This window comes from Gordonia sp. LMA167, assembly GCF_058130025.1.
In genome coordinates this window covers 4848671-4873589 of sequence record NZ_CM176708.1, presented here as the reverse complement: position 1 = coordinate 4873589, position 24919 = coordinate 4848671, and the positions used below count along the sequence as shown (strand labels likewise).

Annotated in this window: 22 protein-coding genes and 2 tRNA genes; 16 read left to right on the top strand and 8 right to left on the bottom strand. The window is 67.3% G+C overall.

The annotated features are described in order from the left end of the window. Nucleotides 1–3 precede the first annotated feature (3 nt). Nucleotides 4–825: an isoprenyl transferase gene (locus ACVT6V_RS22140; RefSeq protein ID WP_489896249.1), complete on the top strand. Its 822-nt coding sequence runs from the start codon at nucleotides 4–6 to the stop codon at nucleotides 823–825. Continuing rightward, on the top strand, nucleotides 822–1232 hold the full coding sequence (locus ACVT6V_RS22135) for a hypothetical protein (RefSeq protein WP_489896248.1): 411 nt from the start codon (nucleotides 822–824) through the stop codon (nucleotides 1230–1232). Before ACVT6V_RS22140 ends, ACVT6V_RS22135 begins: the two co-directional genes overlap by 4 nt. Nucleotides 1233–1677: 445 nt before the next feature. Here ACVT6V_RS22135 and ACVT6V_RS22130 read toward each other — a convergent pair whose 3' ends face one another. From ACVT6V_RS22130 to ACVT6V_RS22120, 3 genes are all read right to left on the bottom strand, one after another. After that, nucleotides 1678–2109, bottom strand: coding sequence for a Fur family transcriptional regulator (locus ACVT6V_RS22130; protein ID WP_489896247.1), 432 nt, complete (start codon nucleotides 2107–2109; stop codon nucleotides 1678–1680). Next, nucleotides 2110–2472 (bottom strand): ArsR/SmtB family transcription factor, encoded by a 363-nt coding sequence (locus ACVT6V_RS22125; RefSeq protein WP_489896246.1) that lies wholly within the window; start codon nucleotides 2470–2472, stop codon nucleotides 2110–2112. 63 nt (nucleotides 2473–2535) lie between these two features. After that, nucleotides 2536–3942 carry a M20/M25/M40 family metallo-hydrolase gene (locus ACVT6V_RS22120; RefSeq protein ID WP_489896245.1) on the bottom strand — a complete coding sequence of 469 codons (1407 nt, stop codon included), beginning with the start codon at nucleotides 3940–3942 and terminating at the stop codon, nucleotides 2536–2538. A 249-nt stretch (nucleotides 3943–4191) separates the two neighbouring features. On the opposite strand from ACVT6V_RS22120, the gene ACVT6V_RS22115 reads away from it, so the two are divergent. From ACVT6V_RS22115 to dnaG, 4 genes are all read left to right on the top strand, one after another. After that, nucleotides 4192–5580, top strand: coding sequence for a glycine--tRNA ligase (locus ACVT6V_RS22115; RefSeq protein WP_489900960.1), 1389 nt, complete (start codon nucleotides 4192–4194; stop codon nucleotides 5578–5580). Between the two features lie 147 nt (nucleotides 5581–5727). Then, entirely contained in the window at nucleotides 5728–6195 is a 468-nt protein-coding gene (locus ACVT6V_RS22110) for a cold-shock protein (protein WP_489896244.1), read from the top strand. Next, on the top strand, nucleotides 6188–7489 hold the full coding sequence (locus tag ACVT6V_RS22105; protein ID WP_489896243.1) for a deoxyguanosinetriphosphate triphosphohydrolase: 1302 nt from the start codon (nucleotides 6188–6190) through the stop codon (nucleotides 7487–7489). The genes ACVT6V_RS22110 and ACVT6V_RS22105 overlap by 8 nt, the downstream gene beginning before the upstream one ends. Before the next feature lie 50 nt (nucleotides 7490–7539). Then, complete coding sequence (dnaG, locus tag ACVT6V_RS22100) at nucleotides 7540–9468, top strand: DNA primase (RefSeq protein WP_489896242.1); 1929 nt, start codon at nucleotides 7540–7542, stop codon at nucleotides 9466–9468. A 7-nt stretch (nucleotides 9469–9475) separates the two neighbouring features. Here the strand turns inward: dnaG and ACVT6V_RS22095 are convergent, their stop codons facing one another. The 3 genes from ACVT6V_RS22095 to ACVT6V_RS22085 all read right to left on the bottom strand — a co-directional run bounded on the left by ACVT6V_RS22095 (nucleotide 9476) and on the right by ACVT6V_RS22085 (nucleotide 11811). Beyond that, nucleotides 9476–9643: a hypothetical protein gene (locus tag ACVT6V_RS22095; protein WP_489896241.1), complete on the bottom strand. Its 168-nt coding sequence runs from the start codon at nucleotides 9641–9643 to the stop codon at nucleotides 9476–9478. A gap of 107 nt (nucleotides 9644–9750) precedes the next feature. Then, entirely contained in the window at nucleotides 9751–11232 is a 1482-nt protein-coding gene (locus tag ACVT6V_RS22090) for a cutinase family protein (protein WP_489896240.1), read from the bottom strand. 505 nt (nucleotides 11233–11737) lie between these two features. Next, a tRNA-Ile gene (locus tag ACVT6V_RS22085) sits at nucleotides 11738–11811 on the bottom strand. 221 nt (nucleotides 11812–12032) lie between these two features. Here ACVT6V_RS22085 and ACVT6V_RS22080 point away from each other — a divergent pair. The 5 genes from ACVT6V_RS22080 to ACVT6V_RS22060 all read left to right on the top strand — a co-directional run bounded on the left by ACVT6V_RS22080 (nucleotide 12033) and on the right by ACVT6V_RS22060 (nucleotide 16738). Next, complete coding sequence (locus ACVT6V_RS22080; RefSeq protein ID WP_489900958.1) at nucleotides 12033–12737, top strand: GntR family transcriptional regulator; 705 nt, start codon at nucleotides 12033–12035, stop codon at nucleotides 12735–12737. Nucleotides 12738–12793: 56 nt separating this feature from the next. Next, entirely contained in the window at nucleotides 12794–14236 is a 1443-nt protein-coding gene (locus ACVT6V_RS22075; protein ID WP_489896239.1) for an allophanate hydrolase, read from the top strand. Further along, nucleotides 14221–14928 carry a cysteine hydrolase family protein gene (locus tag ACVT6V_RS22070; protein ID WP_489896238.1) on the top strand — a complete coding sequence of 236 codons (708 nt, stop codon included), beginning with the start codon at nucleotides 14221–14223 and terminating at the stop codon, nucleotides 14926–14928. Before ACVT6V_RS22075 ends, ACVT6V_RS22070 begins: the two co-directional genes overlap by 16 nt. A gap of 41 nt (nucleotides 14929–14969) precedes the next feature. Beyond that, nucleotides 14970–16568 carry a SulP family inorganic anion transporter gene (locus ACVT6V_RS22065; RefSeq protein ID WP_489896237.1) on the top strand — a complete coding sequence of 533 codons (1599 nt, stop codon included), beginning with the start codon at nucleotides 14970–14972 and terminating at the stop codon, nucleotides 16566–16568. A 97-nt stretch (nucleotides 16569–16665) separates the two neighbouring features. Beyond that, nucleotides 16666–16738: transfer RNA gene (locus ACVT6V_RS22060), tRNA-Asn, on the top strand. Nucleotides 16739–16969: 231 nt separating this feature from the next. Here the strand turns inward: ACVT6V_RS22060 and ACVT6V_RS22055 are convergent. Next, the gene (locus ACVT6V_RS22055) at nucleotides 16970–17692 is read right to left on the bottom strand and encodes a GntR family transcriptional regulator (RefSeq protein ID WP_489896236.1); all 723 of its coding nucleotides are present in this window, start codon (nucleotides 17690–17692) and stop codon (nucleotides 16970–16972) included. A 175-nt stretch (nucleotides 17693–17867) separates the two neighbouring features. Between ACVT6V_RS22055 and ACVT6V_RS22050 the strand changes: the two genes are divergently transcribed. Continuing rightward, the gene (locus ACVT6V_RS22050; protein ID WP_489896235.1) at nucleotides 17868–18716 is read left to right on the top strand and encodes a hypothetical protein; all 849 of its coding nucleotides are present in this window, start codon (nucleotides 17868–17870) and stop codon (nucleotides 18714–18716) included. Here the strand turns inward: ACVT6V_RS22050 and ACVT6V_RS22045 are convergent. Next, nucleotides 18690–19922: a TetR/AcrR family transcriptional regulator gene (locus ACVT6V_RS22045; protein ID WP_489896234.1), complete on the bottom strand. Its 1233-nt coding sequence runs from the start codon at nucleotides 19920–19922 to the stop codon at nucleotides 18690–18692. The two genes, ACVT6V_RS22050 and ACVT6V_RS22045, sit on opposite strands and share 27 nt — an antisense overlap. A 194-nt stretch (nucleotides 19923–20116) precedes the next feature. On the opposite strand from ACVT6V_RS22045, the gene ACVT6V_RS22040 reads away from it, so the two are divergent. The 4 genes from ACVT6V_RS22040 to ACVT6V_RS22025 all read left to right on the top strand — a co-directional run bounded on the left by ACVT6V_RS22040 (nucleotide 20117) and on the right by ACVT6V_RS22025 (nucleotide 24859). Beyond that, nucleotides 20117–20926: an enoyl-CoA hydratase-related protein gene (locus ACVT6V_RS22040; RefSeq protein ID WP_489896233.1), complete on the top strand. Its 810-nt coding sequence runs from the start codon at nucleotides 20117–20119 to the stop codon at nucleotides 20924–20926. 98 nt (nucleotides 20927–21024) lie between these two features. Then, nucleotides 21025–22629 carry a fatty-acid--CoA ligase FadD5 gene (gene fadD5, locus ACVT6V_RS22035; protein ID WP_489896232.1) on the top strand — a complete coding sequence of 535 codons (1605 nt, stop codon included), beginning with the start codon at nucleotides 21025–21027 and terminating at the stop codon, nucleotides 22627–22629. Nucleotides 22630–22865: 236 nt separating this feature from the next. After that, nucleotides 22866–23996: an NDMA-dependent alcohol dehydrogenase gene (locus tag ACVT6V_RS22030; RefSeq protein WP_489896231.1), complete on the top strand. Its 1131-nt coding sequence runs from the start codon at nucleotides 22866–22868 to the stop codon at nucleotides 23994–23996. 38 nt (nucleotides 23997–24034) lie between these two features. Continuing rightward, entirely contained in the window at nucleotides 24035–24859 is an 825-nt protein-coding gene (locus ACVT6V_RS22025) for a serine hydrolase domain-containing protein (RefSeq protein ID WP_489896230.1), read from the top strand. The last annotated feature ends 60 nt before the right edge of the window (nucleotides 24860–24919 follow it).

Below are 24919 nucleotides of genomic sequence, written 5' to 3'. Positions count from 1 at the left end.
GTGATGGCCTTACGACCCGGTTCGCGATCCGGGAAACGGTCGGCCCGCCCGGAAACCGCAACCGTACGTCCGCCCGACCCACACCCGAGTGGGGCTCGGCCGCCGAAACTCCAACCCGAGCTGATACCCAAGCACGTCGCCCTGGTGATGGACGGCAACGGGCGCTGGGCCACCGACCGCGGCCTGCCTCGCACCGAAGGGCACAAGCGAGGCGAAGCCGTCCTCATGGACACCGTCTGCGGCTGTATCGAAATGGGCGTCACCTGGCTGTCGGCGTACGCCTTCTCCACCGAGAACTGGTCGCGTAGTCCCGACGAGGTCCGCTTCCTGATGGGCTTCAATCGCGACGTGATCCGGCGTCGGCGGGACGAGATGAACGAGATGGGGGTTCGCGTTCGATGGGCCGGTCGTCGGCCACGCCTGTGGCGCAGTGTGATCCGGGAGCTCGAAGTTGCCGAGGAGATGACGAAGAACAACACGGTGATGACGCTGACGATGTGCGTCAACTACGGCGGTCGGGCCGAGATCGCCGACGCGGCAAGAGAGATCGCGCGACGAGCGGCAGCCGGTGAGATCGATCCCGAACGCATCACCGAGTCGTCGTTCGCCCGCTACCTCGACGAGCCGGACATGCCCGACGTCGACCTGTTCCTGCGGCCGTCGGGGGAGCAGCGTATCTCCAACTTCCTGCTGTGGCAGTCGGCGTACGCAGAGATGGTGTACCAGGAGAAGCTGTTTCCCGATTTCGACCGCCGTGACCTCTGGGCGGCGTGTGTCGAGTATGCGTCCCGCGACCGCCGGTTCGGCGGAGTGATGCCGACATGACCCACCCGACGCCGGGCTCGGCCTGGCCGACCCGGCTCGCCGGGCTGCTCGCGGAGTTCGGCGACGTCGGTGACGTCGACACCGATTCCGTCGTGGTGCAGGTCGGGCCCACCCGCGCGTCGATTCGAGTGCTGGAACTGGCGGCCGGTCTCGACGTCCTGACGGTGACCCAACTCGTGGCGGTGAATCTGCCGAACACCCCGTCCTTGCGCGACGACGTCGAATCCTGCGACGCACGACTGAGTTTCGGGGCGCTGCGGCGATCGGACCCCGAGGGCGTCACTACGGACGTGCTGCAGTACTACACATTCCCCGCCGGGTCCCTCGACGACATCCCGCTGCTGACCGTGCTGCACATGGTGCTGGCCGCCGGAGCCGATGCGGCCCAACAGCTCTCGGGGGCGTGAGAGGCTCGCCGATGCAGCCGCACTCTGAGCGCACCCGGTCCCTGAGGAGCCTCCGAGCTTGCGAGGATGCGTCCACGTAGGGCCCTTTGTGACGCTCGCACGCTCGCTCCCTTCGTGACGCTCGCACGCTCGCTCCTCAGGGCGGCGCCTCAGCTCAGGGACCGGGTGGTGACGCTCGCACGCTCGCTCCTCAGGGACCGGGTGGTGACGCTCGCACGCTCGCTCCCTTCGTGACGCTCGCACGCTCGCTCCTCAGGGCGGCGCCTCAGCTCAGGGACCGGGTGGTGACGCTCGCACGCTCGCTCCCTTCGTGACGCTCGCACGCTCGCTCCTCAGGGACCGGGTGGTGACGCTCGCACGCTCGCTCCTCAGGGACCGGGTGGTGACGCTCGCACGCTCGCTCGGGCGGCACCTCAGGGGGCTGGCGGCGGCTTACGCATATCGGTCACCGACTCGTCGAGTCGGCGATCGCCGTGCAGTCCGGGCAGCGCCCGAACACCTCCACGGTGTGGTTGATCTCGGAGAACCCGTGCTGGGCAGCGATACTCGCCGCCCACTGCTCGACGGGACCGGCCTGAACCTCGACCGTCGTGCCGCATTGCCGGCACACCAGATGGTGGTGGTGCCCCGAGGAGCAGTGCCGGTAGCGGGTCTCGCCCGACCCGTCCCACAGCATGTCGATCTGGCCTGCCTGACTCAGTGCCTGCAGGTTTCGATACACGGTGGTCAGGCCGATCGACTCGCCCCGAGCCTTCAGCTGATCGTGGAGTTCTTGTGCCGAGACGAAGTCGTCGCCGGCCGCGAGGGCATCGGCGATGGCTGCGCGCTGCCGGGTGGAACGGACGCCGGTGACCGGGCGATCGGTACTTGCGGGCATCTAGTCGACCGTGCGGGTTTCGGTGGTGGCCGGGGGCTCCATGGCATGGGTGAGCGCGTCGGTCACGATGTGGGCGAGGTGGTCGTCGACCAGTTCGTAGACGATCTCGCGGCCGTTGCGTTCACCGCGAACGACACCGGCATCCTTGAGTACCCGCATGTGCTGACTGACCAGCGGTTGACTCAACGAGAGCGCGCCGACCACCTCGTGAACGCATTGCGGGCGCTCTCTCAGCAGGAGCACGATCGCGATCCGTGTCGGTGACGCGAGAGCGCGGAGCAGGTCGCTGGCAGCCTCGCACTCCACCGTCCCGGCGACGCGGTGATCGGTGGAGGCTGCGCAATCTCGTTCCTTCGCGGACATCGCAGTCCATACTAACGGAAGTCGTTGTCAATTGAGCCGCCGAAGACACCGATCAACCGGGTCTCAGCAGATCTCCGGTCCAGGGGAGAGGGCACAGGTGGCCACCGCGTAGCCGACGGCGGGCGCACTGATCGCCAGCGCATCCTGGGCGACATTGCCGAGCGTGTCGGCGGGGGTGTGGTAATTCGGGTCGAAGGCACTATCGGCCCGTCCGCCCCACTGTTGAGCCTGCTCCCCGGATTTGTGCTGTTCGGCGCCGGTGTCGGCGCCGCCGACCGGCACTCCGATGTCGACGAACGGCTGGTAGTCCGAGCGACCCACCAACCCGGTGGGCGAGGTGGCGATGCCGCGCTCGTCGTAGTAATCGGTCAGGATCTGCTCGAGGCGGTCCGATCCGGTCGGCCCGCCTCGGCCATCGTCCGCGTCGGAGCCATCACCGTCGAGCACGAAGTAGCCGGCATTGGGCGATCCGAGCATGTCGAAATTGAGGTAGGCGGAAATCGAGCGGCGGCGGTCGCCGAGGCGCTGCACGTATCGCGACGACCCCACCAGTCCGTCCTCCTCGGCACCCCAGAAAGCAAAGCGGACGGCCCTGTTCACCGGCGGTGTCGCGCCGAGGCGCAACGCCGTCTCGAGCACGGCGGCGACGCCGGTCGCGTTGTCGTTGATCCCGGGACCTTCCGGGACGCTGTCGAGGTGCGCGCCCACCATCACCACGTCGTCCGGTGAGCCGGTGCGCGTGTCGGCGATCACGTTGCGCGACGTGATCGTCGTTGTCGTGGCGGTCGAGGTCACCGTGAGTGACCGGGCGCCGCGGACCCGGGTCGCGAGGTCGCGCGCGACGGCCACGACCGGGATCACGCGGGCGCCGTCCGGTTCGAGGGTGGCATCCCTGAGCGGGTCGTCCGAGGTGTTCGCCACGACCATCGCCACTGCGCCGGCACCTTCGGCAAGCTCCGCTTTGCGGGCGAACGTGCACTCACCCCGATCGACGACGAGGACAGCACCGCGGCTCGCGGCGGGATAGTCCGCGGCAGCGCAGCCCAGGCGGGCGGCGGAGACCGGCACACCGCTGACCGGTGATCCGTCGGTGCCGGCCGAATACTGCAACACTGCGGTGGGAACGTCCGCGCCGTCGGCGGTCAGTGTCGTCGTCCCACCGTTGAACCGGGGATAGTCGAACCTCGGCGTGGAGACGGTGAACCCGGCAAGGCGCAGCAGCCCGGCGACATGGCCCGCGGAAGCGTCGTATCCAGGGGTGCCGGCCGCCCGGTTTCCGCCGTGGTGATCGGCGATGGCCTGCAGTGCCCGCACATGGGCGAGGACGGCGCTCCCGGTCACGGCTGCCGCCAGACGATCGGGGGTGAGGCCTTCCGCGGCCCCGGAGACGGCTGGTGCAGATGAGGTCGTCGACGACACCGTCCGGCCGTTCTCGGCGAGTTTGCAGCCCGACGCCATGACGACGGCCACCGTGACCACGAGACAGACACATGCGATTCGTCGCGGTCCGCGATCGGCACACACCCGGAACACGACACCAGCCTAGGCAGACTCCTGGCGCCGGGGTGGGGCCCGAGGGCGGCAGCGATTCCGTGACCGAGCCCTCGTGCGGCTACCCTGTAAGGGTTGCCATGTCATCAGCGATGCCGTTGCGCGCCGACGACACTGTCGATGCAGACACCAGACCCTGTACCCCTACTCGTTGGAGATCAGTTAACCGTGGCCGCCCAGTCCAACCGCGTCGAAGCCGTCGTCAACCTCGCCAAGCGTCGAGGTCTGGTGTTCCCGAGCGGTGAGATCTACGGCGGAACCCGGTCCGCGTGGGACTACGGGCCGCTGGGTGTGGAGGTGAAGGAGAACATCAAGCGCCAGTGGTGGCGCTCGATGGTGACGAGTCGCGACGACATCGTGGGCCTCGACTCCTCGGTCATCCTGCCGCGCCAGGTGTGGGAGGCCTCCGGACACGTGGAGGTGTTCACCGACCCGCTGGTCGAGTCGCTGTACACGCACAAGCGCTACCGCGCCGATCATCTGATCGAGAACTACGAACTCAAGCACGGCCACCCGCCGGCCAACGGTCTCGCCGACATCAATGACCCGGACACCGGGCAGCCCGGCAAGTGGACCGAACCCAAGGCGTTCAGTGGCCTGATGAAGACCTTCCTGGGTCCGGTCGACGACCAGGAGGGGCTGCACTACCTGCGCCCGGAGACCGCGCAGGGCATCTTCGTGAACTTCAAGAACGTGATGACCACCGCGCGCAAGAAGCCGCCGTTCGGCATCGCGCAGATCGGCAAGAGCTTCCGCAACGAGATCACGCCGGGCAACTTCATCTTCCGCACCCGTGAGTTCGAGCAGATGGAGATGGAGTACTTCGTCAAGCCGGGCGAGGACGAGGAATGCCACCAATACTGGATCGATCAGCGATTCAACTGGTACGTCGACCTCGGGATCGACCCGGAGAACCTGCGCCTGTTCGAGCATCCGAAGGACAAGCTGTCGCATTACTCGAAGCGCACCGTCGACGTCGAGTACAAGTTCGGCTTCTCCGGCAACCCGTGGGGCGAACTCGAGGGCGTCGCGAACCGCACCGACTTCGACCTGTCGACCCACAGCAAGCACTCCGGTGAGGACCTGTCGTTCTTCGACCAGGCCAGCGGCGAGCGCTACACCCCCTATGTCATCGAACCCGCGGCCGGGCTGACCCGCTCGCTGATGGCGTTCCTCTGCGATGCCTACACCGAGGAGGAGGTGCCGAACGCCAAGGGCGGCACCGACATGCGCACCGTGCTGCGGCTCGATCGCAGGCTCGCCCCGGTCAAGGTTGCCGTGCTCCCGCTCTCACGCAACGAGAAGCTCTCGCCGAAGGCCAAGGACCTCGCCGCTGAACTGCGCAAGCACTGGAACGTCGAGTTCGACGACGCGCAGGGCATCGGCAAGCGGTACCGCCGCCAGGACGAGATCGGGACGCCGTTCTGTGTGACGGTCGACTTCGACACCCTCGACGACCAGGCCGTCACCGTTCGCGAGCGCGACACCATGGGCCAGGAGCGGGTGGCGCTCGACAAGGTGGTCGAGTATCTGGGCGGCAAGCTGCTCGGGGCGTGACCCTTCGCCCGTTCGTCGCGGGCTCCTCGGGGATCGATGTGTGGACGACGTGCGACCTGCGCATATCTGTCATAGTTGAGTGTGGAGTTGTCGCAGGATCCGGACGTGGGGTCCGGGGGACCGTGCGGCGAGGAGAGCGAGTGTGAAGTGACCGTCAGTGGCAAGGTCGTGCATTACGACGCAAATCGGGGTTTCGGGTTTCTCGCGCCGGAGGCCGGCGGCGCCGACGTCTTCCTCCACATCAATGACATCGACATCGACGAGAATGCGCTGAAGCCGGGCGCCAAGGTCTCCTTCGACGTCGAGGAGACCGATCGGGGGACCAAGGCGGTCAACGTCGCGGTCACCGAAGCAGCCCCCGCGGAAGACGGTGGCACGGCTACCGCTCGGCCGCACCGGCGGGACAACCACGACCACGGTCGGTCCGACCACAGTCGGTCACACGGCGGGGAGCGGCCTCGCCGCTCGCGTTCGTCGTTGGATGCGTCATCGTTCAACGAGGAGCTCACCGAACTGTTGCTCGACTCGTCCGACGATCTGACCGCGGCGCAGATCGTCGCCATCCGTCAGCGCATCACCGACTTCGCCGTCGCTCGGGGATGGGTGCTTGACTAGCACCACCGGCGTCCCCGCCATCCCGCTGACGGCCGACTACGGCGACGAGGCCGTCGAACGGATCGTGCCCGAGGCACCGAAGGTCGCGAGTCTGCCCGGAACCCGCACCGACCACCGCAGCGACTACGCGCGCGACCGGGCCCGTGTTCTGCACTCCGCCGCGCTGCGTCGGCTGGCGGACAAGACGCAGGTCGTCGGACCGCGAGAGGGCGACACCCCACGCACCCGCCTGACCCATTCACTCGAGGTCGGGCAGATCGGTCGAGGCATCGCCATCGGCCTGGGATGCGAACCCGACCTGGTCGAACTCGCCGGTCTCGCGCACGACATCGGTCATCCGCCCTACGGGCACAACGGCGAACGGGCCCTCAACGAGGTGGCCGCCGACATCGGCGGATTCGAGGGCAACGCGCAGAACCTCCGCATCCTCACCCGGCTGGAGCCCAAGCTGCTCGATGCGCACGGGCGCAGCGCCGGGCTCAACCTGACCCGGGCCTCGCTCGACGCCACGCTCAAGTACCCCTGGACCCGGCGACCACCGGCGATCAAGTTCGGCGCCTACGAGGACGACGCCGCGGCACTCGACTGGATCCGGCGAGACGCCGAACCGGGCCGGCAGTGCATCGAGGCGCAGGTGATGGACTGGTCCGACGACGTGGCCTATTCGGTGCACGACCTCGAGGACGGCGTGATCGCCGACCGTATCGATCTGCGCACGCTCGGTGACCCCACCGATCAGCGCGCGCTCGCCGACATCGGCGTGAAGGAATTCGACGGACTCGAGGCCAATGCATTGATCGACGCCGCGCAACGCCTGTCGGCGATGGACATCGTGCGGTCGGCCGGAGGATACGACGGCAGTCTCGACAGCGCGGTGGCCCTCAAACGGTTGACCAGCGAGCTGATCGGTCGTTTCGCGTCGGCAGCGATCACCGGCACCCGCGCGGTCGTGGGCGATCGTTCGGTGGCCCGCTACGATGCCGACCTCACCGTGTCGCCGTTGGTCGCCGCGGAGGTCGCCATCCTCAAGACGCTCGCGTTGCGGTTCATCTTCTCCAACGAGCGACACAAGGCGACCCAGCAACGCCAGCGCGAACGCATCCACCGCGTCGCTGTCTGGCTGACCGCGGCCGCGCCGGGCGGGCTGGATCCGATCTTCGTGCCGCTGTGGCAGGAGGCCGCTGACGACAACGCGCGACTGCGGGTCATCGTCGACCAGATCGCGTCGATGACTGAGGGACGGCTGGAGCGATCCGACCGGCAGAACTCGGGAGCACAGGCGCATCTGGGCTGAGTGATACGTGCGGTGCGGACGTCGACCGTGCAGTCACTACACTCGTAGGCGTGCCAGGCCGAATCCCCGATCGTGACATCACGGCGATCCGTGAGCAGACGCGTATCGAGGAGATCGTCGGCGACTACGTGGCCCTGCGCCGGGCCGGCGCCGACAGCATGAAGGGGCTGTGTCCCTTTCACGACGAGAAGTCGCCGTCGTTCCATGTGCGGCCGAACCACGGACACTTCCACTGTTTCGGATGCGGCGAGGGTGGTGACGTCTACAGCTTCCTCCAGAAGCAGGAACACATCACTTTCGTCGAGGCGGTCCAGCAACTCGCCGATCGGATCGGCTACCAGATCCACTACGAGGGCGGCGGCACCGCCATCGTGCGCGATCGCGGGACCCGCGCCCGCCTGGTGGCAGCCAACGCCGCCGCGCAGAAGTACTACGCCCAGCAGCTGCAGTCACCCGAAGCCCAGATCGCGCGCGACTATCTGACCGAGCGGGACTTCGACGCCGCCACCGCGGCCACGTTCGGATGCGGTTACGCACCCGCCGGGTGGGACACGATGACGAAAAATCTTCTGTCGCAAGGCTTTGAGTTCAGCGAACTCGAGGCGGCAGGCCTGTCCAAGCAAGGACGCAAGGGTCCGATCGACCGATTCCATCGTCGGTTGCTGTGGCCGATCCGCAATCTCGGCGGCGACATCATCGGGTTCGGCGCGCGCAAGCTGTTCGACGACGACAATCTCGGCAAGTACATGAACACGCCGGAGACCATGCTGTACAAGAAGTCTCAGGTGCTGTTCGGACTCGACCACGCCAAGAAGAACATCGCCAAGGGGCACCAGGTGGTCGTCGTCGAGGGGTACACCGACGTCATGGCGATGCATCTTGCGGGCGTCACCACGGCGGTTGCCTCCTGCGGAACCGCGTTCGGCGAGGATCATCTGGCGCTGCTGCGGCGGCTGATGATGGACGACTCGTACTTCCGGGGCGAGGTGATCTACACCTTCGACGGCGACGACGCGGGAAAGGCCGCCGCCCTCAAGGCATTCGAGGGCGAACAGAGCATCGCGGGGCAGACCTTCGTCGCGGTGGCGCCCGACGGTATGGACCCGTGCGAGTTGCGTCAACGCAGTGGCGACGCGGCGGTCCGTGACCTCATCGCGAGGCGGGTGCCGATGTTCGAGTTCGCGATCAAGGCGCTGCTGGCCGGGCACGATCTCGAGACGGCGGAGGGCCGTGTGCACGCGCTTCGCGACACCGTGCCGGTGGTGGCGCGGATCAAGGACATCGCACTGCGCGACGAATACGCGCGTCAGTTGGCCGGGTGGGTCGGTTGGGAAGAGGTCGCCCAGGTGCTGGCCCGGGTGCGTGAAGAGGGTGCGCGATATGCGCGTGCGACGGGTGCGGCGTCTGCGCCGAAGAACGGTCGAGGTGTCACCGCGATCCGGCGTCAGCGACCCGAGGCGGCCTCGGCCCCGCCCACCGCACGTCCCTTGCCCACCGATCCTCGTCTGTGGCCGCAGCGCGAGGCGCTCAAGGCCGCACTCCAGTACCCGGCGATTGCCGGCACCGTGTTCGATTCGCTACCGGTGCAATGCTTCACCGAACCCGCCTACGCCGCGATCCGGACGGCGATGACCGCCGCCGGCGGCACCTCCAGTGGTATGGGGGGCGCCGAATGGGTGGACGCAATCCACAACACCGTCGACGATCCGCTGGTCGGCCCGTTGGTGACCGAGCTCGCGGTGGAGTCGATGCCCGTGAGCGAGCACAACATCGCGCGCTACATCACCAGCGTCCTGGCTCGATTGCAGGAGGTCTGGGTGGGTGCACAGATCGCCGACATCAAGTCGCGGCTGCGGCGCATGGCGCCGGGAGAGGATCCCGACGCCTACAACGCGGTGTTCGGTGATCTCGTCGCGCTCGAGGCCTATCGGCGCAGCCTGCTCGAACAGGCGGTGGATCCCGACGCGGGCGTCGGCTGAGGGCCTCTCAGGCGGCCTTGGTGGACTTGGCGCCCGGTCTCAGTTCCTCGGGAAACGCGGGCCGGTGTGGATCGTCGGAGTTGTAGATGCAACCTCCGGCGTACGTGTGCGCCCCACGGCATCGGTCCGGGACCGGTCGTGGCCGTCCCCAGATGTGGTGTCCCGTTCCACTCATATCGCGCCCCCTTGGTGCTCTGGCGATAGTGAGCAGTATGCGTCAACCTGTCCGATCGGGCAGGTCGGCGAGGGCGACGTCACACCTGCTGTCCCTGCGGACCGTGGTCACCGGGCCCGGGAGATGCTCGCCGACAGCCAGGCGCCGAGCCAGTCGACCGCGTCGTGCCCCTGCTTGTCGACGACGAGCGAGCCGTATCGGACGTGGCTCTCGGATGCGTAGAACTCTCCGGCGCTGACGGCGTCGGTGATGAGGGTCGCCGGGTTCGTGATCGCGTACTTGGCCGAGATGCGGATGACGTCCTTCGCCGCGCTCTTGAGATCGGGCGCCACCGCGTCGACGCCGGTCCCGGACTGCGGTGTGGCGGTGACGACCGAACTGGACAGGGTCGCGAGTTCTCGAGCGAGGCGCTTGAGGTCTGCCATCGACGTCACGGTTGTGGGCACGGTCTTGGCGCCGGCGTGCCGGCCCACTGCCGCGATCGCCACCCAGGAGACCTCCTGGATCTTGCCGACCAGCTCGGCGGTTCGCTCGATGTCGACGTGGGACAGAGCCGCCGCAACCAGCGACATCGCCTTGGTGAAACCGGTGTCGTCGGGAATCAGCGCCAGGGTCGCGGAGACCTCGGCGAAGTCGACCATGGCGGCGAGTCGGACCAGTGGACGCATGTCGTTGTTGAGGGTGCCGGCGAGCGAGTGTGCGGCGGCGAGGTCACCGGCGGCGACCTTCTTCGGCAGTGACTCCAGGCCGTCGACGATGCCCGGCAGGTCCAGCTCGGCCAGAATCGAGGCCGCAGTTGCCGCGCGCCGGACCGCGTGGGCGGCGTCGGCGGGTGTTTTGCCCAGCGCGCTGCCCAACTGTCCGAGGAACGGGTTCTGTCGTTTGTCGATCGAGCAGTACAGGTCGTCGGGAGCACAGATCGACGAGACGCGCCCGACCAGGCTGCCCATGCCCTGGGGCCGTGGATCGGCGATGCCGATCCCGTCGGCTCTCGGTCCGACGGCGGTCTCGCCGGACGTCCCGGCCCGCGGGTCGGCGAGCAGTGCGACGGCCAGCACCTTGTCCGGTGGGATGGGTCCGAGGTGGTTGCCGATGGCGGCTGCGAGATCGCCCGCCGCGTCCGCACCCTGGCTGTAGCCGGTGATGGTGAACTTTGCCGCGGGATGGCTTGCGGTGAAATCCCGAAGGACCCGCGCGGCATTGTCGATTGCCGTCTCCTTGCTGGACCCGTAACTCTCGCCGTTGTCGAAGGCCCGCGCCACGTAGGGCAGGAAGTAGATGACGGCCGAGGCGCCGTGGTCGTGCCGAATCCGGTCGGCGACGGGCTTCAGCGCGCCGATCGCCCGCCACGGGTCGGCCGATTCGTCGGTCTCCCAGGTGCCCGGGATGAACAGGTTGAACGATGCGGCGTCATCCGGCGTGATCGGGTCGGCGTGCGACAACGCCGGCGGAGCGGTCAGCGCACTCGCCGCCGCGCCGGCAACGATCATCGAGATCGCGGCACGGCGGAGGGCGGCCGGGCCGGCTTCGCTATCGCTTATGGGGTTGGGGCTGAACAGTTTTCGAAACACGATGGTGATACGTGTCATCGGCCTTGTCCACGGCTGGCGAGAGGGGTGGCGTGGATCGAGTCGTCGATCCGGGCTGCTGTGACGCGGTAACGATCGGATTGATGATCTCGAACACTACAGTGGGGTAGTAGGCGTCCGAGGGATATTCGGATGTTTGTACGACACTCCGGCGCGTCGCGACCGTGCGCGGCCGCCACGTCAATCCGGCTGTCGGGCACATGTATTCGTGGACACCGGTGACTTCTGTGGCACATGGTGTAGGTGTCAACCGAAGATGCACGAGGGGCAACGGGAGACGACACTTAGTTGAGCGAAGTATGTTGCGGTACTGCGTCATTGCGATACTCGTTTGGTTAGCTGAGCGAACCATGCTCTGGTGCAATCATTTCCGATGACATCCGGGGGTGCCGGCCCGGGGCCTGTCGGCGGACGGCGACGGAATGCCGGTGCGGCGCGCGGTCTGTGGTGGCGTGTGCGAGCGCTGCCTGGTGCGCACGGGTCACCGGACTTCGTCAGGGGCGAGTGGGGCGGGTGGGGCTCGAACCCACGACCAGCGGATTATGAGTCCGCGGCTCTAACCGACTGAGCTACCGCCCCCGGGCAGGGCACGAATGCCCGCCGGTGCACATTACCGCAAGCGGTCGTCACCGATTCCGCGCGATCCCCGGGGTGAGGTGCGCACGCCGCGGAGCGGTGACGCGATCGCCGCGGTCGCGATGTGGGCGTGGTGCGCGATTAGACTGCAGTGACACCGGGTAGTGGCACAGCCAGTGCAACCGCGCCGTGGAGATCCGGTGCAGACGACGAACGAGGAGCGCATGACCGGGCCGGATGAGGCGAATGTGGACAGTGACCTCCCGGAGAGCCTGGTCGATGTCGCCGGCAGGCGGATTCGGGACGCCATCCTGTCCGGGGGCCTGAAGCCCGGCCAGAAGATCGTCGAGGAGACCCTGTGTGCCGACCTCGGGATCAGCCGTGCGCCGGTCCGCGAGGCGCTTCGCCTGCTCGCCCAGCAGGGACTCGTCGAGCACCAGCCGCGGCGTGGGACGCGGGTGGCCGAATGGTCCCCCCAGGACATCGTGCAGCTCTTCGAGCTGCGGCAGGTGCTCGAACGCTTCGCGGTGGAATCGGCCTTGCCGCTCGAGGACCCGGCCACCGCGCTGGCGCCTGTACGCGCGGCGGTCGAGGAGATGAAGCATGCTTCCGATGACCTGACCAAGGACGATGCACATCGGCATTTTCACGCGGCGGTCGTGGGACTAGCCGGTAACAGGCAGCTCGACATCGCGCTGGAGCCGATCCTGCTGAAGCTCCAGCTGCCGATGGCGGTCAACCTCCGCACGGAGACCGTCGACCATCATGGCCCCGACGACGGCTTCAAACGGCATCTCGCGATACTCGAGGCGCTGGAGACGAATGACCCCGTCGCGGCGGTGGCCGCCCTCCGTGACCACAAACACCTGCAGTACCTGGATCTGGCCGCTCCACCGGGCGACGCCGCCCGAGCGCACAGCCCCAGCTAACACAACTGACACACAGCCGATCCGCAGGCGCCATAATTCTGTCGACAATCGACGGTATGGACATTGCATTCGGGCCGGATGCCGGGCCCTCGCTCGGCCCCTCGGTCGCCGAGATACTCGCCGACCACGTCAGCGGGAGCGGATCGCCCACCCGAACCGCGCGGATGGTCTCCGACGCCATCGAGGCACGCGGAGATGACGGAACCTGGCTGTCCACGGTGCCGCGGGACGAGCTGATCGGTGCCGCCGCGGAACTCGAACGGCGGCCCGGCGCCCGCGGGCTCCCGCTGTACGGGGTTCCGTTCGGCGTGAAGGACAGCATCGATGTGGCCGGCGTCCCGACGACTCTCTCGTGCCCGGATTTCGCTTACGTGGCGGAGCGGACGGCGCCGGTGGTGCGGCGTCTGCTCGATGCGGGAGCGCTCTACGTCGGGAAGACCAACCTGGATCAGTTCGCCACCGGGCTCAACGGCACCCGGACGCCGTACACGATCCCGCGGAGTGTCTACGGCGGCGAGATGATCTCGGGCGGGTCGAGTTCGGGGTCGGCGGTGGCGGTCGCTCTGGGACAGGTGCCGTTCGCGGTGGCGACCGACACCGCGGGTTCCGGGCGTGTGCCCGCGGCGCTCAACGGCGTCGTCGGATACAAGCCGTCCCGCGGCCTGATCAGCACCGTCGGTCTCGTTCCGGCATGCAAGTCCCTGGACTGCATCACCATGATGGCCGGCTGCATCGACGACGTCGACCGGGTGATGGAGGTCATGGTCGGGCGCGACGACGATGACCCGTGGTCTCGCTCGCCCGGCGCCGACTTCGGCGGCGCCGCGATCCGCGTGGGTGTGCCACCGGTGACCGAGCTGGAGTTCTTCGGCGACGACGCGATGCGGGCCGCCCACCTCGCATTCCGCAACCGGCTGGACCACCACGGATTCCCGATCGATATCGAGGTCGTGGAGGTGTCGCTGGAGCCGTTCCTGGCAGCCGGGGAATTGCTCTACGCCGGACCGTGGGTGGCCGAGCGGCTCGTCGTGTTCGGCGACTTCCTCGCCGGGCGTCCCGAATCGATTCATCCGGTGGTTCGCGACATCCTGCGCAGCGGCGAGAAGTATTCGGCGGTCGATGCCTTCGCAGCTCTGCAGGCGTTGCAGGAATTGCGCGCCGAGGTCGGTCGGCTATGGCGGGAGATGGATGTCCTCGTGGTGCCGACGATCGGCCGGACGTTCACCGTCGACGAGGTGCTCAGCCACCCCATCGAGGCCAACACCATGCTCGGGCACTACACGCATTTCGGAAATCTGCTCGACCTGCTCGGCGTCGCCGTCCCGCAAGGACACACCGCCGATGGCCGCCCGCACAGCGCCATGCTGCTGGGCAACGCACTGTCCGACGACACGGTGCTGCAACTCGCGGCGGCCCTCCTCGACGAGCCGCGCGCATCGGCGGCCGCCCAGAATCCCGACCTCACCACAGAAAGGCTCGCGACGTGGCCGACACCGTGACCATTGCTGCCCAACCCGCCCCCCTCGATCTCGATCTGGCCCACACCGCACTCGTCATCATCGACATGCAGCGGGACTTCCTGTTGCCCGGTGGTTTCGGCGAGACGCTCGGCAACGACGTCGCACAGCTCCAACGGGTCGTGGACCCGTTGGTGGGGCTGCTCGACGCCGCCCGGGCGGCCGGAATGCTGGTGATCCACACCCGCGAGGGACACCTTCCGGACCTCTCGGACTGCCCACCCGCCAAGCTCAACCGCGGCATGCCCTCCAAGCGGATCGGTGATCCCGGCGCGTTCGGCCGCATCCTCATCCGCGGCGAGTACGGGCACGACATCATCGACGAGCTGACCCCGATCGACGGGGAAGTGGTGATCGACAAACCCGGCAAGGGCGCCTTCTACGCGACCGACCTCGCCGCGGTGCTCGCCGAGCACGGCATCACCCAGCTGCTCGTCACCGGGGTGACCACCGAGGTGTGTGTGCACACGACCACTCGGGAGGCCAATGATCGCGGCTTCGAATGCGTCGTCGTCTCCGATTGTGTCGGATCGTATTTCCCGGAGTTCCAACGCGTCGGCCTCGAGATGATCGCCGCCCAGGGCGGCATCTTCGGCTGGACCGCACCCAGCGGCGAACTCGTCGCCGCCCTCACCGACCACTCGGCAACGTCGCCGACGACCGCAGTGTCCTGAAAGTCCGTCACTTCACCTGTCGCCGAGAGGAACCCGATCAGATGAGTACCACCACCGAGCCCGCGCCACCCGCCGACCCCTCGTCGTCACCACCCCCGCCCGCCGTCGCCTGGTGGACCCGAGGCGACACCAACGCCTTCTTCGGTCTCGGATTCAACATCCTCGTCAACGTCCTCACTCTGACCGGACTGATGATCGGCGTGGTGAAGGTCCCCGCCGACGACGTGCTGGGGACCGTGCTGCCCGCCCTCGGCGTCGCGCTGATCCTGGGCAACCTCTACTACACCTTCCTGGCGCGGCGACTGTCCAAACGCGAGGGGCGCGACGACGTCACCGCGCTGCCGTACGGGCCGAGCGTCCCGCACATGTTCATCGTGGTGTTCGTCGTGATGCTGCCGATCTACCTGCAGACCAATGACGCCATGGCGGCCTGGGAAGCGGGTCTCGCCTGGGCGTTCATGATCGGTGTGATCGTCATGATCGGCGCGTTCGTCGGTCCCTACGTCCGCAAACTGACCCCGCGTGCCGCGATGCTGGGCACTCTCGCAGGCATCTCGATCACCTTCATCTCCATGCGGCCGGCCGCACAGATGTGGGAGGTCGCGTGGATCGGCCTGCCGGTGCTGGCGATCATCCTGATCGGCTTCTTCACCGACGTGCGTCTGCCGGGCAACATCCCGGTCGGGCTCGCGGCACTCCTGGTCGGCACCGCGATCGGCTGGATCGGCGGGTTCATGTCCGCGCCCGACCTGAGCCAGGCAGTGTCCGATATCGCGGTCGGTATCCCGGATCAGCGTTTCGACATGCTCTTCTCCGGTCTCGGTGACCTCGCACCCCTGCTGGGAACCGCGATCCCGCTCGGCGTCTACAACTTCACCGAGGCGATGAGCAACGTGGAGAGCGCCGCCGCGGCCGGCGACAACTACAACCTGCGCAGCGTGCTGCTCGCCGACGGTGCGGGTGCCTGTATCGGTGCCGCGTTCGGTTCCCCGTTCCCGCCGGCCGTCTACATCGGTCATCCGGGCTGGAAGGACGCGGGCGGCCGATCCAGCTACTCGCTGGCCAGCGGCGTCGTCATCGGCATCCTGTGTTTCGCCGGCCTGTTCGGGGTTCTCGAGGCGCTGCTGCCGGTACCCGCGATCGTCCCGATCCTGCTGTACATCGGACTGTTGATCGGCGCCCAGGCGTTCCAGGCCGTGCCACGACTGCATGCCGTCGCGGTCGTGGCGGCGATCCTGCCCAACCTCGCGCAATGGGGGTCGGGAATGATCGACAACGCGCTCAGTGCGGCGGGCACCAGCGCGGGCGATGTGGGGAATGACGCGCTGAACAACGCCGGGGTCGTCTACGAAGGCCTGCAGACCCTGGGCGAGGGTGCGGTGCTGGTCGGTCTGGTGCTCGGCGCGATGGTGACCTTCATCCTCGACAAGAAGTTCCATTACGCGGCGATCGCGTCGGGTGTCGGAGCGGTGCTCTCGTTCATCGGCCTGATCCACGCTCCGGAGGTGAGTTGGGCGGCGAACCCGGAGGTCGCGCTCGGCTATGCGTTCTTCGGCATCGTGTGCCTGGCCTACTGGTTCCTGCCGGGTGCCCGCACACCGCGGACGGTCGACGAGGCCGAGGTGGTCGCCGGTCACTGACCTGGGGGTGTCAGCGGACGCACCGGAGAACGCGCGTACAGGCGTTTTGTTCTCCGGTGCGTCCATGCGCTAAAGTCAGCACTCGGTTCGAGAGCATTCCCCCATAGCTCAATTGGCAGAGCATTCGACTGTTAATCGAACGGTTACTGGTTCGAGTCCAGTTGGGGGAGCAAGACAATCGCCCGTCACCTCAGGTGGCGGGCGATTTTTTCTCGGTCGATCAGCGATGTGCGCGACAACCGCGCCAGGATTGCCGGCTCTACAGACGAGACCGCCGCCCAGGGCGGGGCTGGTCGTCGGGGGTGACCAGCCCCGCCCTGGGCGGCGCCTCACATACGAGCGTACCCGACGCGCGCCAGTGCCTCGAACGAGCGAGGGTGCCGGGGTGTCGGCGGTGGTTGTCAGGAGTCCTGGTCGTCCCAGATGCCGGTGGTCTCCAGGTGCCGGGTGAGTCGTGCGGCGCCGTCGGTGAACTGCCTGCGGGTCTGTTCGATCACCTGCTCGCGATCACCGGTGCGATACGCCTCGATCAGTCTTGCGTGCGAATCGACGGCCACCACACCCCATTCGGGGTCGGTGGCGTACAGCTGCGAGGGGGTGTAGCGCGTGGCGCTCAACAGGAACCAGGCGAGCTTGCCGCCCGAGGCGATCAGATTGTGCACCCGATGGAACTCGAACTCGGCGGTCGCCACCTGCTCTCCGTCGCCGGAGTCGAGCGCGCTGCTCAGCTGCTGGTTGTGCCATTCGAGGTCGGCGAGCTGCTCGGCGCTGATCGCGTCCGCGGTGCGAAGCGCCAGCTTCACCGCGATCTCGCCCTGCAGCCAGAACAGGTCCTCGACGTCGGTGCGGTTGAGTTCGGCGACGATGTAGCCCCGATGTGGCGCGAGGTTGACCATGCCCTCACCGCGCAGGGTGAGCAGCGCCTCACGCACGGGGGTCACACTCACGCCGAGACGTTCGGCGGTCTCGTCCATCCGGACGTACTCACCGGGTCGGATCGCGGCCGTCATGATCTGTTCGCGAAGATGGACGGCGACTTCTTCGGAGAGCTGGGGGCGGCGTCGCAGACGAGCGGGGCGCTCCGCACTGGTCGGCCCGCCCGAGGGTGTCGCGCTGGATCTCATCTGTGTCACCGTAGACGGTCGGGATGATCGCGCCACGGATCAGCCGACCCGCGTGGAATTCGGTTGCACAGACGTAACCCCCATCATTCGAGACAAACTATCACATCACATATATGTGATAGCCCAGCCGGGTGACGATGGCCACATGCGACGTACGGGTGGCTACATTGGTCGCATGGTGAAGTCCCAGCGGCCGACGACGGTCGACGCCAACACCTCCGAACCGATCGAGAACCCGGTGGATGTCGCGGCGCGTCCGGTCGGCGACGTCACCTCGCTCGACGGCGACGAGTTCCTGGCCGTCAACCGTTCCAACCGGGAGCGGTTGCGTGGTGAGGCGCAACTCAAGTCTCGACGACGCCCCCGGTGGCGGCGGACCGGCGAGGTTGCGTCGGCGGCCGATGCTGAACCCGATGCCGAACGCTCCGGAGATGACAGCGCCCGGGGGGCCGGACCAGGGATCGCGACCCCAGCGGATCGCATTCCGGGCAAGGTCGTCGCGCCCGTGGGCCGATCTCGGTTGCGACCGTTGCCGATCGTTCTGTCGGTGCTGGTCATCGTGCTCGCCGTCGCCACCGGCTTCTTCGCGTATCCGTGGGTGCAGGCCGAACACGGTGTCGACGCGGCCGGGCCGTCGGCGGCCACGCGGCAAGAGGCGATGGACACGGCCCGCGAGTATGCCGCGACCGTCGCCACCTACGACCCTGCGAACTACGACGATCTCGATCGTCGGATCCGGGAGATCTCCACGCCGGAGTTCGCGAAGACCTACATCACGTCGTCGCAGGACGCCCGGCGCGGCAATGCGACGGCACGCGGAACCTCGCGCGCGGAGTCGAAGGAGGCGGGGCTGCAGCCCATCGCCGACGGCAAGGCGGTCGTCTTGGTCACCCTCGACCAGACCGTCACGTCGCCGCAGGTGAGTTCTGAACTCCCTGACGGCATTCCATACCAGTCGCGGGTGAAGATCACGCTGGTGCAGCGCGATGGCCGGTGGCTACTCGACGACCTCGACACCGTCTGAGCCGTGCCCGCCCAGCAGTAGCTGCAAGCCCAGAGTCGTGATGCGCTGGGGTGACGGGAGTCGGTTCGACCGCGTCAGGTCCATCGTGACGTTGAGGGCGGCCTGCACGAGGAACCGGGCTTGTGCAGGGGTCAGTTCGGGTCTGTCCCGGCTCAGCCAGCCCGCCCACTCCTCGACGTTGATCCGTTGCTGGCGGCGGAGTTCGGTGCGTTGGCGGGGTGCCACGTTGCTGATCTCACGGGCATATACCGACAGCAGGTCGTTGTTCGTACAGCACATGTCCACATAGCGCGTGACGAGCGTGACGATGGCCTCGCGTGGCGTTCGCGACGACGACAGCGCGTCGCCGATCATCGTCGTCACCCGGTCGGAGGCACGCCAGAATGCGGCCTGCAGGATCGCGGCCTTGCTCTCGAAGTGCCGATAGACCCCGGACGACGGAAGATCGGCGGCGCGGGCGATGTCGTCGATCGTGACCTCGCGGAATCCGTGCGCGGCGAACAGTCTGATCGACTCGGCCAGCAGCACTTCGCGTTTCGATGTGGGGGAGAGGCCGCCCAGGTGTGCTTCCGTGTTCTCCGCCGCCGCGGCGGGCAGGTCGGCCCGGATCAACGACATCGCGGCGTCGGTGATCAAGGCGACTATCTGGCGCGAGGCCAGGGCGGTCCGGTGCGTGGCCGGACTCGCGACCACACTCGTCATCGCGGCGGTGATCAGGTCGGCCGACTCCGTGTCGAGACCCGGTCGACACCCGCGTAAGGCGGCGCGGAGCCGGCGGTGCTGGGCCACGAGGATCGAGCGCACAAAATGCGCGTCGTCGTCCTCGAGGTAGTCGGCCTCCCAGTGGTAGATGCCGCCGGTGCGCCGGTTCTCGACCGCGGCGGTGGTCAGCGCGGCGAGCAGACCGCGCAGTTCGTGCTCGGGGCGGGCGGGGTCGGCTGGTACCGCGGCGGTTGCGGCGGCCAGCGCGTCGGCGAGTGACCGGGCGGTCTCGGCGAACAGCGCGTACTTGTTCGGGAAGTGACGGTAGAGGGCCGGTGCCGAGATGCCCGCGGCGTCGGCGATGTCGTCGAGGCGAACCGCGTGATAGCCGTTCTCGCTGAAGGCCTTGGCCGCCGACCGCAGGATCACGTCGCGCCGGTCGACGGGACGCCGTCGCGGTGTGCGACTCTGCGGCGTGGCCGGCGAGGACGAACGGGAAGGCATGATCAGCGAGCATAGCCGGAGTCGGTCTTCCCAATGGCCGATTCGGTCAGCTACAAGAAAAGCCCAGGAAGATCGGTGTCCGGCCACAGATAAGTTAATCGGTATTCTCGTGATTCACATCGCACTGTGGTAGTAGTGTGAGCGTCAGCCGGCCCGAGTCGGGCGGCCGGCGCTACGGGCGAGGTGAGGCAGCAGTGAGTGACAACGAGACCGTCGTGGACGAAGTCCGGGTCGGTGTGGACGAACGAGGCGTGGCCCGGATCGAGATCGACCGGCCGCACCGCATGAACGCGCTCAACGGCGCGGCGAGTCGCACCATCATGGATGCGTGCGCCGAGTGGTCGCAGCGCGACGACGTCCGGGTCGTGGTGATCGACGGTGTGGGGGGAAGTTTCAGCACCGGAGCCGACGTGATCGACATCGCGAAGACCGCGGGTGAGAACGCCGGCGGTGGACTCGATCCGAGCCAGGCGCGCGGGGTGATATCCGGGGGCTCGGAACTCGCTCGTGCGGTTCGCGGCGTTCGGGTGCCCGTGATCGCCTCGGTCGACGGCCCGGCGGCCGGTATCGGTGCGTCCCTGGCTCTCGCGGCGGATCTCGTCTACGCCACTGAGCGCTCCTACTTCCTGCTGGCATTCATCAACATCGGCCTCATGCCCGACGGTGGTGCGTCGATGCTGGTCGCCGCGGCGGTCGGCCGGGCGCGGGCCAACGCGATGGCGTTGCTCGGAGAGAAGCTGCCCGCGTCCGAGGCGTTCGACGCCGGACTCATCAACGACGTGCTGGCAGATCGCGAAGCGCTCGACGCCACGGTCGACAAGGCCGTGGCCAAGCTCGTGCGATCGTCGTCGAGCGCGCTGCGGCTCACGAAAGCGGCGCTCGACGCGCACACGATGGGTGACTTCGAGGCCGCACTGGACCGCGAGCTCGACGGCCAGACCCAGTTGCTGCAGTCCGCCGAGTTCCAGGCGGCGATGAGTGCCTTCGCCGGAGGCAAGCGCTGATCCGTCGGCCCGTCCGCCCGGGGCCGGCCGACCGAAATCGATACGTACCGACCATCAGACGCGGCCAGGCCGCGTCACCTGAACGAAGGAGCACACCAATGACCGCCACCCTCGACTCGATGAGTGACCTGACCACGGAGCCCCTGCGCTCGCGTCGTAACCACTGGAACAACCAGGTTCGCCGGCACGCCTTCATGACACCGGACCGAGCCGCGCTGAAGTTCATGGGCAACGTCACCACCTGGCGTGAGCTCGACGAACGCACCCGAGCTTTTGGCGCCGCGCTGAGTCGGCGTGGGGTGAAGTTCGGCGACCGCATCCTGATCCTGATGCTGAACCGCACGGAGTACGTGGAGGCGACGCTCGGCGCCAACCTGATCGGCGCGATCCCGGTACCGGTCAACATCCGGATGTCCCCGGCCGAGGTCGCGTTCCTCGTGAGCGACAGCGGGGCGAAGGTCATCGTGACCGAATCGCTGCTCGCCCCCCTGGCCGATGCGGTCGCCGCCTCCACCGGTGCGATCGACGCCACCATCGTCGTCGGTGACACGCAGAACGACGCCCACCTCGCCTACGAGTCGCTGATGGCGGAGGACTCGTCGGATCTGCCGGAGATCGATGTTCCGGAAGAGACCGTCGCGCTCATCATGTACACGTCGGGCACCACGGGAAAACCCAAGGGCGCGATGCTGACCCACACCAACCTGCAGGCACAGGCGGTGACCTGTCTGCAGGCGTTGCAGACGAGCTCGGACGACGTCGGCGCCTGTGTGGCGCCGATGTTCCACATCGCCGGACTCGGCGCGATGACACCGCTGTTCTACATGGGCGCGCTGTCGGTGATCCACCCGCTCGGCGCGTTCGATCCCGATCAGATGCTCGACACCCTGGAACTCGAGGGCACCACCTCGATCTTCCTGGTTCCTGCCCAGTGGCAGGCGGTCTGCGCGGCTCAGCAGGCCAAGCCGCGTGATCTGAAACTCCGGGTCATCAGCTGGGGCGCCGCGCCGGCCTCGGACTCGGTGCTGCGTGCCATGAACGAGACCTTCCCGGACGCGACCAACGTCGCCGTGTTCGGCCAGACGGAGATGTCGCCGATCACCTGTGCCCTGGAGGGCAAGGACGCACTGCGCAAGCTCGGGTCGATCGGCAAGGTGGTCCCGGCCGTGACCGCCCGCATCGTCGACCCGGAGATGAACGACGTCGCACCGGGCGAAGTGGGCGAGATCGTCTACCGCGGCCCCAACATGATGGTGGGCTACTGGCAGAACCCGCAGGGCACCGCGGACGCTTTCCACGGCGGCTGGTTCCACTCCGGCGACCTGGTCCGCCAGGACGACGAAGGGTTCATCTACGTCGTCGACCGCGCGAAGGACATGATCATCTCCGGCGGGGAGAACATCTACTGCGCCGAGGTCGAGAACGTCCTGTTCGGCCATGACAAGATCGCCGAGGCCGCGATCATCGGTCGCGCGCACGAGAAGTGGGGCGAGGTGCCGGTTGCGGTCGTCGTGCTCGCCGCCGGTGTCGACGACCTCACGCTGGCCGAACTCGAGCCGTTCCTGAACGAGAACCTGGCCCGCTTCAAGCATCCGAAGGATCTCGTCATCGTCGACGAGCTGCCGCGCAATGCCGGTGGCAAGGTCGTGAAGCCGACGCTGCGTTCGTCCTACGGCAGCAAGGATGCCGGCCTGGCCAACTGATGTGCCCGCCGGACCGTGGCGCCGGTCCGGCGAACCAACGGACCGCACGCACCCCGAACCGGGAGCATGCGGTCCGTTCGTGCGATCGGATCGCACCGGTGTCCGCACGAAGAATCGCGACTAGAACACGTTTCATTTTTCCGCCGGAGTGACTAGGGTCTCAGTAGGTCGTCGTACGTCTCACGGGGGGCGTTCTCCGGCCGGCGACGCGGTATCGAGAAGTGGAGGATTGTGAAGTGAAGACCAAGGGCGCGCTGCTGCGCGAACTCAACAAGCCGTGGGAGATCGAAGAGATCGAGATCGGCGATCCGCAGCGCAGCGAGATCAAGATCAGGATGGAAGCGGCGGGCATGTGCCACTCCGACCATCATCTGATGACCGGGGGGATCCCCATGGCCGGGTTCCCGATCCTCGGTGGCCACGAAGGAGCGGGTGTCGTCGAGCAGGTGGGGGAGGGCGTCACCGACTTCGAGGTGGGCGACCACGTCGTGCTGTCGTTCATCCCGTCATGCGGCAAGTGTCCCTCCTGCAAGGCGGGCCAGTCGAACCTGTGCGACTTCGGTGCGATGCTGCTGCAGGGTGAAGCGGTGTCGGACAACACGTTCCGTATCCACACGAGCAAGGGTGAGAATGTCTACCCGATGACATTGCTCGGCACCTTCGCGCCGTACATGGTCGTCCACGAGGCGTCCGTGGTGAAGATCGACAAGGACATCCCGTTCGAGGTTGCCGCCCTGTGCGGGTGCGGTGTTCCCACCGGATACGGGTCGTCGACCCACAGCGCAGCGGTCAAGGCCGGTGAGGATGTCGCGATCGTCGGTGTCGGCGGGGTGGGTATCGCGGCGCTCCAGGGCGCGGTCATCTCCGGCGCTCGCAACGTCTTCGCGATCGATCCGGTCGAGTGGAAGCGCGAACAGGCCATGAAGTTCGGTGCGACGCACGCTTTCGCGTCGGTCGAGGAGGCGGCGATGACGATTGCCGAGATCACCGCGGGCGGTATGTGTCAGAAGGTGATCGTCACCGTCGGCGAGGTGCACGGCAAGGACGTCGACACGTGGATGGGCATCACCGCCAAGGCCGGCACGTGCGTGCTCACCGGCATGGGCAACATGATGGAGAGTGACGTCACCCTCAACCTCGCGATGCTGACCCTGCTCCAGAAGAACCTGCAGGGCTCGCTCTTCGGCGGGGGCAACCCGAAACTCGACATCCCGCAACTGCTGTCGATGTACCGCATGGGCAAGCTCAACATCGAGGACATGATCACCCGTCAGTACCGGCTGGATCAGATCAACGAGGGCTACCGGGACATGCTCGAGGGACGCAACATCCGTGGCGTGATCCGCTACACCGACGACGATCACTGACCGAACGCCGCCGGCGCGTGTCGGTAGGGTGATCCGATGTGTCCACCCTTGATGTGCTGACCGGCTGGCCGGTCGACAACGTATCGGCCGCGATCGTCACCGACAGTGGTGTCACCGAGCAATTCGGTGACACGGGACGGGTATTCGAGTTGGCCTCGGTCACCAAGCTCCTGGTGGCCGAGGCCGTTCTCGTCGCCGTCGAGGAGGGTGCGGTCGAGTTGGACGATGCGGCCGGGCCACCCGGGTCCACCGTGGCCCACCTGCTGGCTCACGCGTCCGGACTGGCATTCGACAGCCGCGAGGTCGCCGCTCCTCCCGGTACCCAGCGGATCTATTCGAGTGCCGGCTTCGAGGTGCTCGCCGAGAGTGTCGAGTCGGCCAGCGCGATCCCGTTCGCCGAGTACCTCGAGCAGGCGGTGTGCGAACCGCTGGGCCTGTCGTCGACCACGCTCGCCGGCCCGGCCGGGCACGGTGCACGATCCTGTGTCGACGACCTGGCCGGGTTCGCGCGGGAACTGTTGACGCCACGCCTGTTGTCTGCGGAACTCGCCTCACGTGCGCACTCGGTGCACTTCCCCGGACTCGACGGCTTCGTGCCGGGATACGGCAAGCACCGACCGAACGACTGGGGACTCGGGTTCGAGATCCGCTCGCACAAGAGCCCGCACTGGACCGGTGACCACAATTCGTCGCGCACCTTCGGGCACTTCGGGCAGAGCGGGACGTTCCTGTGGGTGGACCCGGATCTGCAGGCGGCATGCGTCGTGCTCACCGATCGCCCCTTCGGCGCGTGGGCCAAGCCGCTCTGGAGCGAGTTCAACGACGCCGTCGTCGGTGATCTGACAGGCCGACGCGAATCCTGAGAAAGCACTCCAGAAACTGGCGCAACACGGGCACCATGGGGCACAATTAACCACACGAGT